Source organism: Arthrobacter sp. 05L44 (assembly GCF_056397605.1).
Genome location: NZ_JBFTNS010000001.1, coordinates 917,981 through 933,714 on the forward strand (window position 1 = coordinate 917,981; position 15,734 = coordinate 933,714).

The 15,734-nt window shown below is 67.3% G+C and carries 13 protein-coding genes; 9 read left to right on the forward strand and 4 right to left on the reverse strand.

Annotation, left to right across the window (positions count from 1 at the left end; translation table 11 throughout):
• Window positions 1–50: 50 nt before the first annotated feature.
• On the reverse strand, window positions 51–2,420 hold the full coding sequence (locus AC1DHY_RS04255) for a glycosyltransferase family 2 protein (protein WP_476903193.1): 2,370 nt from the start codon (window positions 2,418–2,420) through the stop codon (window positions 51–53).
• Window positions 2,421–2,664: 244 nt separating this feature from the next.
• Between AC1DHY_RS04255 and AC1DHY_RS04260 the strand changes: the two genes are divergently transcribed.
• Both AC1DHY_RS04260 and AC1DHY_RS04265 read left to right on the forward strand, forming a co-directional pair.
• A complete protein-coding gene (locus AC1DHY_RS04260; RefSeq protein ID WP_476903194.1) occupies window positions 2,665–4,173 on the forward strand; it encodes a chitinase in 1,509 nt (502 codons plus the stop codon).
• A 322-nt stretch (window positions 4,174–4,495) separates the two neighbouring features.
• Window positions 4,496–4,702: a hypothetical protein gene (locus AC1DHY_RS04265; RefSeq protein ID WP_476880205.1), complete on the forward strand. Its 207-nt coding sequence runs from the start codon at window positions 4,496–4,498 to the stop codon at window positions 4,700–4,702.
• A 97-nt stretch (window positions 4,703–4,799) separates the two neighbouring features.
• On the opposite strand, the gene AC1DHY_RS04270 is transcribed toward AC1DHY_RS04265, so the two are convergent.
• Window positions 4,800–5,015, reverse strand: a complete 216-nt coding sequence (locus AC1DHY_RS04270; RefSeq protein WP_476903195.1) for a hypothetical protein — start codon at window positions 5,013–5,015, stop codon at window positions 4,800–4,802.
• A 128-nt stretch (window positions 5,016–5,143) separates the two neighbouring features.
• Here AC1DHY_RS04270 and AC1DHY_RS04275 point away from each other — a divergent pair, with 128 nt between their 5' ends.
• The gene (locus tag AC1DHY_RS04275) at window positions 5,144–6,175 is read left to right on the forward strand and encodes a DUF6454 family protein (protein WP_476903196.1); all 1,032 of its coding nucleotides are present in this window, start codon (window positions 5,144–5,146) and stop codon (window positions 6,173–6,175) included.
• 32 nt (window positions 6,176–6,207) lie between these two features.
• Window positions 6,208–7,923 carry a phospholipase C gene (locus AC1DHY_RS04280; RefSeq protein WP_476903197.1) on the forward strand — a complete coding sequence of 572 codons (1,716 nt, stop codon included), beginning with the start codon at window positions 6,208–6,210 and terminating at the stop codon, window positions 7,921–7,923.
• 100 nt (window positions 7,924–8,023) lie between these two features.
• Here the strand turns inward: AC1DHY_RS04280 and AC1DHY_RS04285 are convergent, their stop codons facing one another.
• Window positions 8,024–8,692 carry a response regulator gene (locus AC1DHY_RS04285; RefSeq protein ID WP_476903198.1) on the reverse strand — a complete coding sequence of 223 codons (669 nt, stop codon included), beginning with the start codon at window positions 8,690–8,692 and terminating at the stop codon, window positions 8,024–8,026.
• A complete protein-coding gene (locus AC1DHY_RS04290; RefSeq protein ID WP_476879843.1) occupies window positions 8,670–10,346 on the reverse strand; it encodes an ATP-binding protein in 1,677 nt (558 codons plus the stop codon). The genes AC1DHY_RS04285 and AC1DHY_RS04290 overlap by 23 nt, the downstream gene beginning before the upstream one ends.
• Before the next feature lie 202 nt (window positions 10,347–10,548).
• Between AC1DHY_RS04290 and AC1DHY_RS04295 the strand changes: the two genes are divergently transcribed.
• From AC1DHY_RS04295 to AC1DHY_RS04315, 5 genes are all read left to right on the forward strand, one after another.
• Window positions 10,549–11,406: an ABC transporter ATP-binding protein gene (locus AC1DHY_RS04295; protein ID WP_476879842.1), complete on the forward strand. Its 858-nt coding sequence runs from the start codon at window positions 10,549–10,551 to the stop codon at window positions 11,404–11,406.
• A complete protein-coding gene (locus AC1DHY_RS04300; RefSeq protein ID WP_476903199.1) occupies window positions 11,403–12,284 on the forward strand; it encodes an ABC transporter permease in 882 nt (293 codons plus the stop codon). The genes AC1DHY_RS04295 and AC1DHY_RS04300 overlap by 4 nt, the downstream gene beginning before the upstream one ends.
• A gap of 67 nt (window positions 12,285–12,351) precedes the next feature.
• Window positions 12,352–13,458, forward strand: coding sequence for an ABC transporter substrate-binding protein (locus tag AC1DHY_RS04305; RefSeq protein ID WP_476879840.1), 1,107 nt, complete (start codon window positions 12,352–12,354; stop codon window positions 13,456–13,458).
• A 237-nt stretch (window positions 13,459–13,695) separates the two neighbouring features.
• Window positions 13,696–15,159, forward strand: a complete 1,464-nt coding sequence (locus tag AC1DHY_RS04310; protein ID WP_476879839.1) for an FAD-dependent oxidoreductase — start codon at window positions 13,696–13,698, stop codon at window positions 15,157–15,159.
• A complete protein-coding gene (locus tag AC1DHY_RS04315) occupies window positions 15,156–15,728 on the forward strand; it encodes an MOSC domain-containing protein (protein ID WP_476903200.1) in 573 nt (190 codons plus the stop codon). Before AC1DHY_RS04310 ends, AC1DHY_RS04315 begins: the two co-directional genes overlap by 4 nt.
• Window positions 15,729–15,734 lie beyond the last annotated feature (6 nt).

Genomic DNA, 15,734 nt, shown 5'->3' on the forward strand with positions numbered 1-15,734 from the left:
AAGCCGGGCACCTCGTCAACACGGCAGCGACCCTGTCATAAATAGGGCCGTCACTTCACCCCGGCCCTCTTACGGCGGTCTTCTTTACCGCGGAGGTCGCGGTTAAGGCGGCGGTCGCCGTGGTACAGAATCGACTCCCAGTTAATCTCCTCCGGCGCCTTCGGGATGATCTGCGGAGGTGCGGGCGCGGCGGCTTTCGGCTTGACGTAAAGCCAATTCAGCACGCCCAGGAAGATATCGACGATCGAGTTCCGGATCCCCATGTAGGCGCGGATGGCGTACGCGGCCATAACCGCGTTGAAGGCCGCGAACGCCGCGTTGGTCCAGTTTTGCTGCAGGACATCGCGCCAGACCGTGAACAGCGAAAAGGCGACGATCGCGTATGGCGCGATCACGTAGATCGCGGGCGCCGCCGTCCGGTCCTTGACCTTGGGCGTGCGGGCGAACGGAATCTTGTCACCGGTCAGGGCCTGCTGCAGGGATTTCAGCACGCCGGCGAGGTTCACCGGCATCAGCACCAGGTTGAACCCGTAGATCCGGAAGATGTCGCTGAAGCGGTGCCCGGACTCGCGCAGGTCGCTGCCCATGGCCAGGAAGTAGGGCAGCGCGGCGGCGAAGACCAGCGGGCTGAGGAGCCTGCTGTCATAGGGGTAGGCCAGCAGGAACAGGAGCCCGAAACTGGCCCAGGTGAGCGACGCCATGTAGTTCACGCGGAGCATGATTTCGCGGGCCCTGACGTCCTTGTCGAGGCCGCGGCGGTGCCGGATGGTGTCCCAGAGTTTGGGCAGGATCAGCAGGCCGCCGTTGGCCCAGCGCCGCCGCTGCACCACCAGTGACCCGAAGTCCGGCGGGGTGGCGCTGTAGCTGAGCCGTTCGGGGTAGTTCACGAGGTCCCAGCCTTCACGGCCCAGGTCCACGCTGGATTCGGTGTCCTCAATGACGGTCCGGTCCTGGATGTAGGTCCGGACCTCGAAGCCACCCTCGGAGGAGACCTCCACAATGTCCTCGAGGGCAACCTTGCGGATCACGGCGTTGGCACCCACCCAGAACGTCGCCCCGTAGCGCGTCATGCCCTGGTGCTGGATGTGCTGCAGGTCCGTCGTGGCCCCGGCTACGCGTTCGATGCGGGTGGGGGCGCCGCGGAACGAGGAGTACGGGGTCTGGGTCACGGCCACCCGCTCGTTGCCCGGTGATTCCAGGAAGTGGACCAGGCGCAGGCAATAGTCACGCAACAGCAGCGAGTCGGCGTCGAGGGTCAGGACGTAGGTGCTGTCGGCGATGACCAGGTCCCCGGCGGCGGGCTCGGCCGCGGGCTCGGCCGCGGGCTCGGCGGCGGGCTTTGCGGCCGGGTCTGCGGCCAGCCGCAGGACAGTTCCATCGGCTGTCTGTTCCTGCCGCCACCGGTGCCCCATCAGGCTCAGGTAGGAGTTGAGGTTCATGGCCTTGTTGGCCTCGTGCGACAGGCTCGCATACTTCTTGCGTTCGAAGGTGGAGACGCGGACGTTGAAGATCCAGGTCAGCCGGGCGTAGAGCTCCCGCATGCGCGGTAATTCCGGGGCCGTCTGCTGGGCGCGGGCAGCGTAGAGCGCGGTTAGGACCAGGCGCAGTTCGCGGGCCAGGCCCATCAGCACCAGGTCAACGAAGAACTCATCGACGTGGTCCTCCACCTGCTCGGCCTCGGCCATGCCCTCAAGCCAGCCGGCCGCATATTCGTATTCCTCGATGAGGGCGGGCAGTTCCGCCCCTGCTGAGAGCTTGCCGGCGCGTTCGTTGAACGCCGCGCTCGCGGCGTTCAGGCGGGACGACGGCTCCTTGAGGGTTCTGGTGATGCCGGCGGCGAGGTCGCGGGTGGCCTGCAGCCGTGCCTGCTCATCGGGGTTGTCCGGGAACGGCGGGTCATCCAGGAGCAACACCACGGAAAGGTCCGGGAACTCCTGCAGGGCCGCGGACCAGAGCGTCGCCCGGACCACCTGCGGCTCTTCCGCGTAGGACGGGACAAGGACGGTGACGGCATCCGTGTAATCGGTGAAGTGACGGTCCAGTTCGCCGCGGGGAACCCTGCGGTGGTCGCGGAAGCGGTTGAGGGCGCCCTGGCGTGCCAGCAGGTACATCAGGGCCGAGAACGTCAGGAAGGTGACGACGATGACGTAGGAGACGGCTTCCGCCCGGAACCTGAATCCCGCAGTGGGGTCGTTGATCAGGGCCCTGATCACGGTGGTCACCACATAGCCAGCCCACGCAAGGACCGTCACGACGATGCCCACACGTCCGAGGATGATTTTCCGGCGGGATGGTTCGGGATGAACGATGGCCAGCGGTTCGGAGCGCCGTTCGGCTCCCCATTGCCGTTTGCGGACCTTTGTGGCCTGATCGTCGGCCGCGGAATCTTCAGGCCGCGAAACGGCCAGGAGGTCGGACATAAATCCCCATCTGCATCATGTGCACCCCCAGCGGACACACTTCAGGCCGGCCTCGTCATTAGGCGGTGCGGTCTGCCCATATAATAAGCGCACGACCCCACATATCGTGACCCCGGCTTCGTCTTAATATCGGGAATCAACATATTTGGCCGCAATTCCGCGCACAGGGCGTTGAGCAGGACTCTTGGACAAGTATTGGGGTAAATCTGTGTCGAACCGCTTTCCCGGGCGCCGCCTCTCTAAATTGCGGCTCGGAATTCTGGTAATTGTTCTTCTCGCCCTCACCGGCGGGTCGTATTTAGGCCTTCGCTCATTCCAGGACGCCAACGCGGCGTCGTCCATTCCGTCGGTCTTCTCCGGTTATGTCGACGTCACGGCCACACCGCGGTTTGCGTTCGAATCCCCGGGCAGCCCCGAAGCCAAGGGCGCCGTTCTTTCCTTCATCGTTTCGGACAAAGCTGACCCTTGTTCGCCGTCGTGGGGGGCCGCATACAGCCTCACGCAGGCAGAATCCGACTTGGACCTGGACCGCAGGATCGCCCGGCTCCGCCAGGTCGGCGGCGCCGTCTCCGTGTCCTTCGGTGGGCAGAGCAACAGCGAACTGGCCGTCGGCTGCACCGATCCGGACAGGCTCGCGGGCGCCTACCGCGACGTGGTGGAACGCTACGACCTGCGCTCCATTGACCTCGACGTCGAGGGCACGGCCCTGGCGGACACCGCGTCGATCGACCGCCGCGGCAAGGCCGTCGCGGCCCTCCAGCAGGACCGCCGGAACGGCGGGAAAAGCCTCGAGGTGTGGCTGACCCTGCCCGCGGACCCGGCGGGGCTGACGGCGGCGGGCCGCGACCTCGTGTCCCGGACCCTCCGCGCCGGCGTCGACGTGGCCGGGGTGAACATCATGACGATGGACTTTGGCGGGAGTAAAGCGCCCGGCCAGTCCATGTCCCAGGCCTCCATCTCCGCGGCCGAAGCCACCCACACGCAGCTGCAGGCACTATTCCGGCAAAACGGCGAGGACCTGGGCACCGACACCGCCTGGCGCAAGCTGGGTCTCACCCCGATGATTGGGCAGAACGATGTCCCCGGGGAAATTTTCACGCTCGACGACGCCGCATCCCTGAATGCCTACGCCAAAGCGAAGGGCGTGGGCCGGGTGTCCATGTGGTCGCTCAACCGCGACCGGACCTGCGGCAGCAACTACCCGGACGTCGCCAAGGTTTCCGACAGCTGCAGCGGCATCCAGCAGGGCGACGCCCTTTTCGCCACGGTCCTGGGCGCCGACGTCATTCCCACGGCATCGGCCGTTCCGCAGCTGACGGCCGCCTCCGCCACCCCCACGGCGACCGACGACCCGTCCACCAGCCCCTACCCCGTGTGGAGCGAGACCGCACGGTACGTCGGCGGCGACCGCACGGTGTGGCACGGCAACGTTTACGAAGCCAAGTGGTGGACGCAGGGCGACAGTCCGGACAACCCCGTCGACCAGGGCGCCACGGTCCCGTGGAAGCTCATCGGCCCGGTATTGCCCGGCGACCGCCCCAGCCCCCGGACCACGGTCGCCGCCGGCACCTACCCGGAGTGGTCTGCTGCCACCGTCTACAAGCGCGGGTCACGGATCCTGTTCGACGGCTACGCGTTCGAGGCCAAATGGTGGACGCAGTCGGACAGCCCCCAGGCCATGCTTGAGGGCGCCCCGGACTCGCCGTGGATGAAGCTGACCGCCGCCCAACTCCAGTCCCCCGCGGCCAAGTAGCGGGCCGTCGGGGGGCGGCATCCGGGCCGGCTGTGACCAGTCTCACCAGCAATAATCGTCCTCCGGCTTGAGTCGCCAGCCGCCCGCTGTGCATCATAAAAAGGCAGCCGGAAGCGAGAGCTCCCGGCCCGCACCGCCCCCAAACGAGCTTCGACGCCCCGCGCCCGAAGCCCGCGGGGGCCCATCCTGGTGGACGCAACGAGGCCAAACCGGTGAGCTCATAGAGCTGCCCATGGTCTCCGGCGTTCCCGGTGTGGACTACGGCGGCTCCGCATCGGTGCGGCAGCCGGACACCCGGATTCATGAATGGAAGCACTGAACAATGACGTTTGAAACTGCCACCCACGCTGTCACCCACAAGCTCTGGGACCGCTCCACGATGCACCACGAGCTGGACACCCTGATCCACGACCTCTCCGTCCGCCACAACACCGCGAAGTCCAACATCGCGGTGCACGCCAGCGGGCCGAACACCTTCACGCTCAGCCTGAGCAACGGCGCAGCCGATCTGGGTTCGGCCTCCGCTTAACGGCACCAACCCCCAGCAACACCACGACGACGGCGGGAGCTTCCCGCCGTCGTCGTCGCGTTTCTGGCGCCCACGGCACCCTCGCAGCCCCGGGATCCTAGCCGCCGATCTGCACCACAGTGATCTCCACGGTGCACGGCCGCGGGCCGAGGTACTGCCGGACTGCGCCGGCCACTGCCCTGGTGACGTCGGGGGCCGGGCGGGTCAGCCCGACGCCGATCCGGGCCTTCACCGTGAGGCGGTCCACCGCTGCAATGATCTGCTGGAGCTGAACCGGCCTTAGGTAAGACGGGGCCGGGAGAGGAAACGTCACGGTCGATTAGATGTGAGCTGCGTCACATGGAGAGTGTCCCCTGCTGTTCATCTTGGAGCCACAACCGGTTAATTACCGGCCAGTAAGTTGGCCGGGTCCTATTTGACATCCCCTGAGAGGCTCCCCCCATGAGCGCGACCCGCACCCGAGGCATCCTCACGGCCGCCGCCGCTATCCTCCTGGCAGCGTCCGCAATCGGCGGCACAGCTGCCGCCCAGGCCGCCGGCACCACCGGCCAGAACGGCGGAAACGGCGCCGCCCCCACCCGCGGGACGGACTCCGCCCTGGCCGCGGCGTTCAACGGCGTGGACCGGTCCACCAACTGGCAGCAAACCAGCAAATTGAAGCTGGATTTCCCCACCTACCACACCGAGGGAATCGCCTTCAGCCAAGACCACATCTTCCTGTCGTCGGTGCAGATCATCGAGCCGACCAAAAAGTTCCCGGCCCCGCAGGGCGGCTACGACCGCACCCCCGGCAAGGGCATCGGCCACCTGTTCGTGATGGACAAAGCAGGAAAGCTGCAGAAGGACATCATCCTGGGCGAGGGCGACATGTACCACCCCGGCGGCATCGACTTCGACGGCACCAACGTCTGGGTCCCGGTGGCCCAGTACCGTCCCAACAGCAGCGCGATCGTCTACCGCGTGGACGCCAGCACCCTCGCGGTGCACAAGCAGTTCGAGGTCAACGACCACTTCGGCGGCATCGTGATGGACAAGCAGACCGGCCACCTCGTTGGCAACACCTGGGGCTCGCGGCGCTTCGCCGAATGGGACCTGCGCGGCCGCCAGCTCTCCACGTGGCAAAACACCGACTACTTCATCGACTACCAGGACTGCCAGTACGTGCCGGCCTCCAAGATGCTCTGCGGCGGCATCACCAACCTCCCGCAGACACCGGCGGCCGGCGGGACCGGCGCCACCTACGAACTCGGCGGGATGGCCATGATCGACCTCAAGTCCCGCAGCGTGATCCGCGACGTGCCGTTCCAGCAGTGGTCTACTGCCGGCCACGTCGCCACCCGGAACCCCTTCAAAATCACCGCCGAAGGCAACCACCTCACCCTGAAGGTGGCGCCCGATAACGGCGATGAAGGCAACGGCACCGAAATCCTCACCTACGAAGCCACCGCGCCCACCGCGGCAGCCACCAAGTAACGGCCCCAGCACAGGAACGATTGGATACCCCCATGTCTCGTCCAGCCCCACGCATCACCCGGCGCCGCGTCGCCTCCGCCGCCTGCGCCACCGCCCTCGCGGCCTCAGCCCTGGCCGCCGGCCTGGTCGGAGCCGGCCCCGCAGCCGCGGGCCCCGCCGCAGCCAGCGGCAAGGACCACGCCGCCACGGCCACCCCGATCAAGCACGTCGTGGTGATCTTCCAGGAGAACGTCTCCTTCGACCACTACTTCGCCACCTATCCGAAGGCCGCCAACATCCCCGGCGAAACCCAGCAGGGCAGCGGCACGAAGGCAGCCGCCTTCACCGCGGCCAAGAACACGCCCAAGAAGATCGACACGCTGGCCACCGCCGGGCTCCTGGCGCCGAACAACCCCAACGCGGTCCAGCCCTCGCGCCTCTCCCCCGCCCAGGCGGTCACTTGCGACCAGGACCACAACTACGGCGCCGAGCAGAAGGCGTACAACGGCGGCCTGATGGACAAGTTCGTCGAGTACACCAGCCGGGACGCCTGCGGCACCAACCAGTACGGCCGCAACGGGCTCACCATGGATTACTACGACGGAAACACCGTGACCGGTATCTGGAACTACGCCCAGAACTACGCCATGAGCGACAGCCACTTCAGCACCGTCTTTGGCCCCTCCACCCCCGGCGCGCTGAACCTGGTCTCCGGGCAGACGCACGGAGCCCGGGAATTCACAGCCGCGGGCCAGCCGGTCGCCACCCCGGCCGGCGGCAGCAGCGCCGTGCGCCAGCCCGACGCGAACGGCGTCGGCACTGTGATCAACGACCCCGATCCGGTGTATGACGATTGCTCCAACAGCAGCCACGCCAAGACCAATAACCTGGCCGGCATGAGCGGCAAGAACATCGGCGATTTGCTCAACGCCAAGGGCACGTCCTGGGGCTGGTTCCAGGGCGGCTTCACCCCGACCACTCCGGCCACCGGCACGGCCCCGGCGTCGTGCCTGTCCAGCCACACCAACGCCGCCGGCGCGTCCGTGGTGGACTACTCGCCCCACCACCAGCCGTTCCAGTACTACGCCTCGACCGCCAACCCGCACCACCTGGCCCCGGCGTCGGACGCGGAGATCGGCCACAACGGCCAGGCGAACCACCAGTACGACCTCACCGACTTCAACAAGGTGGTCAACACGGACAACATGCCCGCGGTGTCCTTCCTGAAGGCCGGCATGTACCAGGACGGCCACGCCGCCTACTCGGACCCGGTCGATGAGCAGAACTTCGTCACCAAGACCGTGAACGAGATCCAGAAATCCAAGAACTGGGAGGACACCGCCGTGGTGCTCGCCTATGACGACTCGGACGGCTGGTACGACCACGCTGCGGCCAAGGTGAAAAACTCCTCCGACACGGCCGACGACGCCGCATGGTGCCAGAAGGCCGCTGCCAGCGGCGTTCCCATGGCCGGCGGCTACGCGGACCGCTGCGGCCCCGGCCCGCGCCAGCCGCTGGTGGTCATTTCCCCGTATGCCAAGAAGAACTTCGTTGACCACACGCAGACCGACCAGGCCTCCATCCTGCGCTTCATCGAGGAGAACTGGCAGACCGGCCAGATCGGCGACGCTTCCGCCGACGCCGCCGCCGGCACGGTGAACGCGATGTTCGACTTCCACAAGCAGCGTCCCGGCAAGGTCCTGCTCAACGAACAAACGGGTGCGGTTGCCTCCATCACCAAAGAGGACGACGGCGGCCGCCGCAACTAGCGCCGGCACCTGACCGCCCACACGGAAACGCCACCCGGCAGATGCCGGGTGGCGTTTCTGTGTGGAGTGCGAACCGCGAGCGACGGGCCCGGCCCCGCGGCTACGGCACGCTGTAGGAGTTCAGCGGCCGTCCGGTGGCGCCGTACGTGAGGTCGAGCAGGAGGAGGCCCTTCCGTTCGAGGGCGCTGAGGTAGCGCTGTGCCGTCGGCCGGCTGACACCGAGCTGGTCGGCGATTTCGGCCGCGCCGATGGGGGCACCGGCAGCCCGGACAGCGTCGAGGGCTTTCTGCATGGTCGGCTGGAGCCGGGGACCCGGCGCGGACGCCCGCACCCCCGCCGAGCGCGCGTTGTAGAGACTGTCAACGGTGGCCTGGTTGGCGGTCGACACGGAATCCAGCTCCTGCCGCCACTTCCGGTAGGCCTCAAGTTGGGTCCGGAGCCGGTCGAACGTGAACGGTTTGACGAGGTAGTAGACCGCCCCGCTGCTCATCGCGGACTTGACCGTGGCCAGGTCCTGGGCGGCGGTCACGATGATGCAGTCAACCTGGGTTCCAGCCGCCTGCAGCGAGCGCAGCAATGACAGACCGTCCTCGTCCGGGAGGTGGACATCGAGCAGGAGCAGGTCCGGGCTGAGGCGCGTGATCGCTTCCCGCGCCGAGGCCGCGCTGGTGACCTGGCCGACGCACTCGAAACCGTCCACCCGGGCAACGCGGGCGGCGTGGATCCCGGCGACCCGGAAGTCGTCGTCAACCACCAATGTTTTGATCAACGTCAGCGCTCCTGTCCTCGTCAACAATGTTCGCCCCTGCCGGCAGCCACACCTCGAAATTGCCGCCGGGGCCGGGGAACACATCCAACGTTCCCCCCGCCCGGTGGACGATCCGTTGCACCAGGGCCAGCCCGATGCCGCGGCGCATCCCCGGCCGCGGGTCCTTGGTGGAATAGCCGTCCACCATCACCTGGTCGATTTTGTCCAGGGGGACGCCCGCCCCGTTGTCGCGCACCGCGATGAACACGCCGTCGGTGTCGTCAAACTGTACCGTCACCAGCCGCGGCCGCGGCGTGTTTGCCAGCGCGTCCACGGCGTTGTCCAGGAGGTTGCCGACGATGGTCAGCAGTTCCCCCTGGTCCACCTGGGGGCGTTCCAGCCGGGACTCGGCTGTCACCTCCACCAGCACATCGTGCTCGGCGGCCACAGTGATCTTGGCGAGCAGGAGGGCCGCAAGCTCGGGCGGCGCGATCCGTGCCCGCAGCCCTTCGCCGAGCGACTTGGACATGGATGAAATCTGCGAGACGTAGCTCCTGGCCTGGTCCACGTCGCCCATCTCCAGCAGTCCGTCAACGATGTGGAGCCGGTTGGCGTACTCGTGCTCCAGGGCGCGCATGGCCTCCATCAATCCCTGGATCGAGTGCAGGTCGCGGACCAGGCCCTCGATCTCCGTCCGGTCCCGCAGCGTCACCACCGACCCGATGCTCCGCCCTGCGGTCGAGACCGGCATCCGGTTGACCACAAGCAGTGACTCCTCGGTCAATGCCACCTGGTCGGCGCCCGAGAGTTTGCCGGTGAGGAGGTCCCGGAGCCGGCCCTCCGGGACGAGCTCAGCGACCGGCCGTCCCAGCGCCGTCCCGTCGATGTGCAGCAGCCGTCGGGCCTCCCCGTTGATCACGGTCACCTTGCCGTCGTCGTCAACGCCGACGACGGCCTCGCGGATTCCGTGCAGGAGGGCCTCACGCTCCTGCAACAGGGAGGCGATCTCGGCGGGCTCGATGTTGAACGTGACGCGCTTGATCCGGCGGGAGAGCAACAGGGAGCCCCCGACGCCGAGGGCCAGGACCAGCGCGGAGAACCCGACGATCAGCCAGATGTTCTGGACCTGGTTGTCCAGGACCTTGGTTTCGGCGATACCCACCGACACCTGGCCGATGACCGAGCCCGTCGGCCCGAAGATGGGGGCTTTGGCGTTGGCCGACATGCCGAGGCTTCCCGGGTCGAACCCCACGTGGGTATCGCCGTCGAGCACGGCAACGGGCTCCTCCAGCTTGCGGCCGATCAGGCCGGGGTCCGGGTGCGAGAAGCGGACGCCGTCGCGGTCCGAAACCACCACGTACGCAGGCTGGGCGGCCGCCGCGATCTCCCGGGCCAGCCCATCAATGACATGTTTGGGGTCCCCGGCCGCCAGCGCGGAGCGGATCTCCGGCATCTGCGCCGTGGTGGTCGCAATGCCCAGGGCGCGCAGCTGGTACTGCCGGTCGAGGGTCTGGTTGCTGATGAGCGTAAAAAGGAACCCGCCCAGGACCACCGTCAGCAGCAGCAACGACAGGGAGGCCAGCAGGATCTGGGTGATCAGCGTTGAGGACCTGCCCCTGACCCGAAGCGCGGCGGCCAGGGATGAAAGCCGCGGAAGCCTCACTGGGAGCCGCACCCGGGCAGTTCCCCGCCGCTAGTGCAGAAAACGCACAAAACATGCAATTTCGCTGTTAAGGCACACAACTTACCGAAGCCTTCTTCCATAAAAGATCACTTTCTAAGCTTCACATAGTTTCCGTGATGGAGATCACGTCAACCCCCGATATCACCCGGCCCAGCCGGTCAAAAGAACCGAAAGACGAAGAGGTCTTAACAGCATGGATGCTAACAATCCCACGCGTACCAACGCGGATGCCGAGAAAGCCGAGGTCGCGGCGGGCATCGACATTAATGGCCTGACCAAGAGGTACCTCACGCCCAAGGGTGAGACCTTCACCGCGATCCGCGACGTGACGCTGAAAGTCGAACCCGGCCAGTTCTGCGCAATCGTCGGACCCACCGGGTGCGGCAAGTCGACCACCCTGGCCCAGGTCTCCGGCCTCGAGCGTCCCAGCGCCGGCTCGGTGAGCGTCCACGACCAAATCGTCGACGGCATCACCAAGGGCGTCAGCTACATGTTCCAGGCGGACGCGCTGTTCCCCTGGAAGACCGTCCTGGGCAACGTCTCGATCGGCCCGATCCTGCTCGGAACGCCCAAGCGCGAAGCGACGCTGCTCGCCATGGATTGGCTGCGGCGCGTCGGCCTGGCCGGCTTCGAGGACCGCTATCCGCACCAGTTGTCCGGCGGTATGCGCAAGCGCGTTGCCATGGCCGCGGCGCTGATCAATAACCCGAGGATCCTGCTGATGGATGAGCCTTTCGGCGCCCTCGACGTGCAGACCAAGGCCATCATGCAGAACGAGCTCCTCCAGCTCTGGGAGGACCTGCGCCCGTCCGTCCTGTTCATCACCCACGACCTCGACGAGGCCGTGGCGCTCGCGGACAAAGTGGTCATCATGACCAGCAGCCCGGGCACCATCAAGGATGTCTTCGACATCGATCTTCCACGCCCCCGCGGCGATGTCCAGCAGATCCGCCACGAGGGCCGCTTCCTGGAACTCCAGGGCCAGATCTGGGAATCCCTGAAGGACGAGGTCACCCGGGCCTACAACCAATCGGCAGGTGCAGCAGCATGACAACCACCACAACCACCACCCTCGGCGGCGCTTCGGCCACGGACCGGGCCGTCGAGCCCCAGGTTTCCGCCCGGCGGGCCATGACGCGCCGAACGGCGTGGGTCTGGACCGGCCGGGCCGTCCTCGCGGTGATCATCGTCGGCGGCTGGCAGTGGTTCACCGCAGCCGGCTGGGTGGACAAGTTCTTCTTCGGACAACCGACCGAAATCTGGAACAGCCTGGTCAACCTCTTCACTCAGGGCACCGCCTTCGGCACCATCTGGGAAAACCTCTGGATCACCGTGCAGGAGGCAATCTACGGCTTCCTCCTGGGCACGCTGGTCGGCGTCGTCCTCGGGATTCTCCTCGGCTCGAACCGGTACTTGTCCGAAGTCGTCGGCCCTTACATCCGGATTGTGAATTCCATTCCGCGCATTGTGCTCGGGTCCATCTTCATCGTGGCCTTCGGCCTCGGGGTGTTCCCGAAGGTGCTGCTCGCCGCGGTCCTGGTCTTCTTCGTCGTGTTCTTCAACGCCTTCCAGGGCGTCCGCGAGGTGGACCAGAACCTGATCGGGAACGTGCGGGTGTTCGGTGCGTCACCGCTCCAGGTAGCCATCCACGTGACGATTCCGTCCGCAATGACCTGGATCATCGCGAGCCTGCACACGGCGTTCGGTTTCGCCATCATCGGCGCGCTCGTCGCCGAGGTTCTTGGCGCCCAGCAAGGCATCGGCCTGATCATCAGCCAGGCACAGGGGACCTTCGATCCGAACACCGTTTTCGCCTGCATGGTGATCATCGCCGCCGTGACCCTCGGCGCGGAATACCTCATCGGACTGCTGGAGCACTCCCTGCTCAAATGGCGGCCGCCGAACAAGTCCGAAGCCCAGACGGTCTGATCTGTCCCGTCTCCCTTAACCCACCAATCGCTCCAAACCTCAGAATAAGCAAAGGAAAAGTACACCCATGATGAATAACAAGATCTACGCCGTCGGCGCTGCCGGAGTGATCGCGCTCAGCCTCGCGGCTTGCGGCACCAGCCCCGCAAGCAGCACCAGCCCGGCAAGCGGCAGCGCAGCCGCCGACGCCGGCTCGATGCCCACCGTGAAGATGATGGTTGGCGGCATCGACAAGCAGATCTACCTGCCGTACCAGCTGGCGCAGCAGCTCGGCTACTACGAAAAGTACGGCGTCAAGGTGGAGCTCTCCACCGAGTCGCACGGCGGCGTCGGCGCCGAGGACGCGATGGCATCCGGGCAGGTCGATATGGCCGGGGCGTGGTACATCCACACCATCGATTTCCAGGCCAAGGGCAAGGCCGTCACCAACCTGGTGCAGCTCTCCGGCGCACCGGGCGAACGCATCATGTGCAGCCCCAAGGCCAACGTTCACTCGGCTGCGGATCTGCGGGGCAAAACCGTCGGCGTCACCGACCTTGGATCGGGCACCGATGAACTCACCCAGTTCATCGCCTCGAAGGCAGGCCTTTCAAAGAGCGATTACCACACCCTGGCCGTCGGCGCCGGTGCAACGGCCATCGCCGCCATCCAGCGCGGCTCCGCCGACTGCGTTATGACCACCCAGCCCACTGTCGGGGCGCTTGAGAGCAAGAACCTCGCCGTGTCCGCCATCGACCTCGCTACGGCCGACGGCGCCAAGGCCACCCTGGGCGGCCTCTCGCCGGCCGCCGGCCTGCTGGCCCAGTCCGACTGGGTCAAGACGCACGAGGACGCTGCCCAGAAGGTGGTCAACGCGCTGGTCGACACGATGCACTGGATCAGCAGCCACTCCGCTCAGGAAATTGCCGACAAGCTGCCCGCCTCCTACGTCCAGAACAGCACCATCAGCAAGGACCAGTACGTGTCCGCTCTGAACCAGGACAAGGGCCAGTTCCTGCCGGACGGCATCATGCCGGCCGGCGGTCCGAAGGTTATCTTCGACATGGAGAAGACCATCGGCGTCGACACCTCCAAGGTGACCATGTCCAACACCTTCAACAACAAGTACGCACTGGCCGCGAACAAGCTGGAGGGCTACACCACCACCACTACTCCTGCCGGCAACGACGGCTGACACACCCATCTCCCAGCGGTTGCCGGTCCGGCAACCGCTGGGAGGCACTCCTCACGATCGGCCTGCGTGGTTCGCCACGCGGGCCGATCGCGTTTGTCCGGCCCGACGGCGCCGGGCTTTAAGTCAGCTGCGGCCAAACGCCCTTCTATTTTCAAGATATCTCCCAGGGCAGGGCTTGCGGCAAGGCCAGCCGGGTGCGGCATACTGGCCGTCGGTGCCAACACGAGGGAGAGCGGCATGCATGATGTGGTGATCGTCGGGAGCGGGCCGACAGGGATGATGCTGGCCGCCGAACTGCGGCTGGCGGGCGCCGACGTCGTCGTCCTGGAGCGGCGCGAATCGCAGGAGCTGGCCGGATCGCGGGGCGGCGGGATCCATGCCCGCACCCTCGAACTGCTGGACCAGCGCGGAATCGTGGACCGGTTCCTGGCCGAGGGCACCAAGCTCCATGCCGCGACGTTCGGCAGCACGGCGATCGACCTGGCCGGCCTTCCCACCCGCCATCCCTACACACTGGCGCTGTTCCAGAACCACATCGAGCGGCTGCTCCTGGGCTGGGCCGAGGAGCTCGCGGTCCCGATCCGGCGCGGCGTCGAGGTCACGGGCGTGAGCGCGGACGACGACGGCGCCCGGGTCCAGCTCGCGGCCGGCGGCCCCGTGCGGGCCCGCTATGTGGTGGGCGCCGACGGCGGGCGCAGTGTGGTCCGGCGCTCGGCGGGGATCGGGTTCGAGGGCCCGGACGCCACCCGGAGCAGCCTGATCGCGGAAGTGGAAGCCACCGGTGACCTGCCACCGGCCGCGAAGATCGACGCGCGCGGCATCCATGGGCTGCACCGGATGGAGGACGGTATGGTGCGGGTGGTCCTCACCGAGTCCCGGCTCGGCCCCGCGGCCGAGCCCACCCTGGCCGAGCTGCGGCAGGGCCTGACCGAGGTGTTCGGGACCGACTTCGGTGTGCACAATCCCCGCTGGCTGTCCCGCTTCACCAACGCCACCCGCCAGGCGGTGGCCTACCGCAAGGGTCCGGTGCTGCTGGCAGGCGATGCGGCCCACGTGCACTCCCCCACGGGCGGGCTCGGGATCGGGCTGGGGCTGCAGGACGCCGTCAACCTCGGCTGGAAGCTCGGGCAGGTGGTGCGCGGTGCCTCCGGCGCGGAGCTGCTGGACACGTACCACGCGGAACGGCACCCGGCCGGGGCGCGGGCGCTGAAGTACACCATGGCGCAGTCGCTGTTCCAGCAGGCCGATCCGAGGCAGGAGGCGCTGCGCGACCTGCTCGGCGAGGTCCTCGGCGTCCCCGGCGCGGGCACGGTGGTGGCCGGGCTGATCACCGGACTGGACGTGGCGTACGGTCCGGCTGCGGGGCATCCGCTGCTGGGACGCCGGATGCCGGACCTTGCCCTCACCGCCCCTGAGGGACCGGTTCGGGTGTTCGAACTGCTGCGCCGGGCCCGGCCCGTGCTGCTGGAATTCGGCGGCCCGGGACTGGACGCGGGCCCCTGGACGGGCCGTGTCCAGCGGGTGGCTGCGACGTACGACGGCGCGTGGGAGCTTCCGGTGATTGGCACGGTGTCCGCGCCCACGGCTGTCCTGGTCCGGCCCGACGGGCACGTGGCCTGGGTCGGCGAAGGCACCGCTGCCGGTCTTCGGGAGGCACTGGCCGCCTGGTGCGGCGCCGGGAGCGGTAGCGTGGATACATGACCGCCGGCCACCGCTACGACGTCGAGATTGTGCATCTGCTGGTCTCGCCGGCGCACGCCTACTTCGGCCGGGCCCGCGAGGGTGCTGCGGACGTGCCGACCACCGACGCCGCGGAAGCCGCCGTCGTGGCCGGCAAGGGAATCGTCGGTGACCGGTTCTTCGGGAAGGCCGCGCACATGGACGCCGCCGTCACCCTGTTCGCGCTTGAGGCGCTCGACGCCATCGCCTCCGAACTAGGCGCCACCCCGTTCGATCCGCTGCTGACCCGTCGCAACGTCCATCTCCGCGGGGCCCAGCTGGCGCCGCTGCTCGGCCACGAATTCGTCATTGAATCCGGCGGCGAATCGGTGCGGTTCAGAGCCGGGCGGCCGGCCCACCCGTGCGCCTGGATGGACGCGATGCTTGCCCCCGGCGCCCACAAGGCCATGCGCGGGCGGGGCGGGGTGCGCTGCCAGGTCCTCTCCGACGGCGTCCTGCGGCGCGGACCGGCGGTGCTGGTGAGCCCGGTGCCCCTGGATCCGGCCCGGGCGGGCGAGGCGACGGCGTTGCGCCCCTCAAGGCTGCCGTAGCCCGCC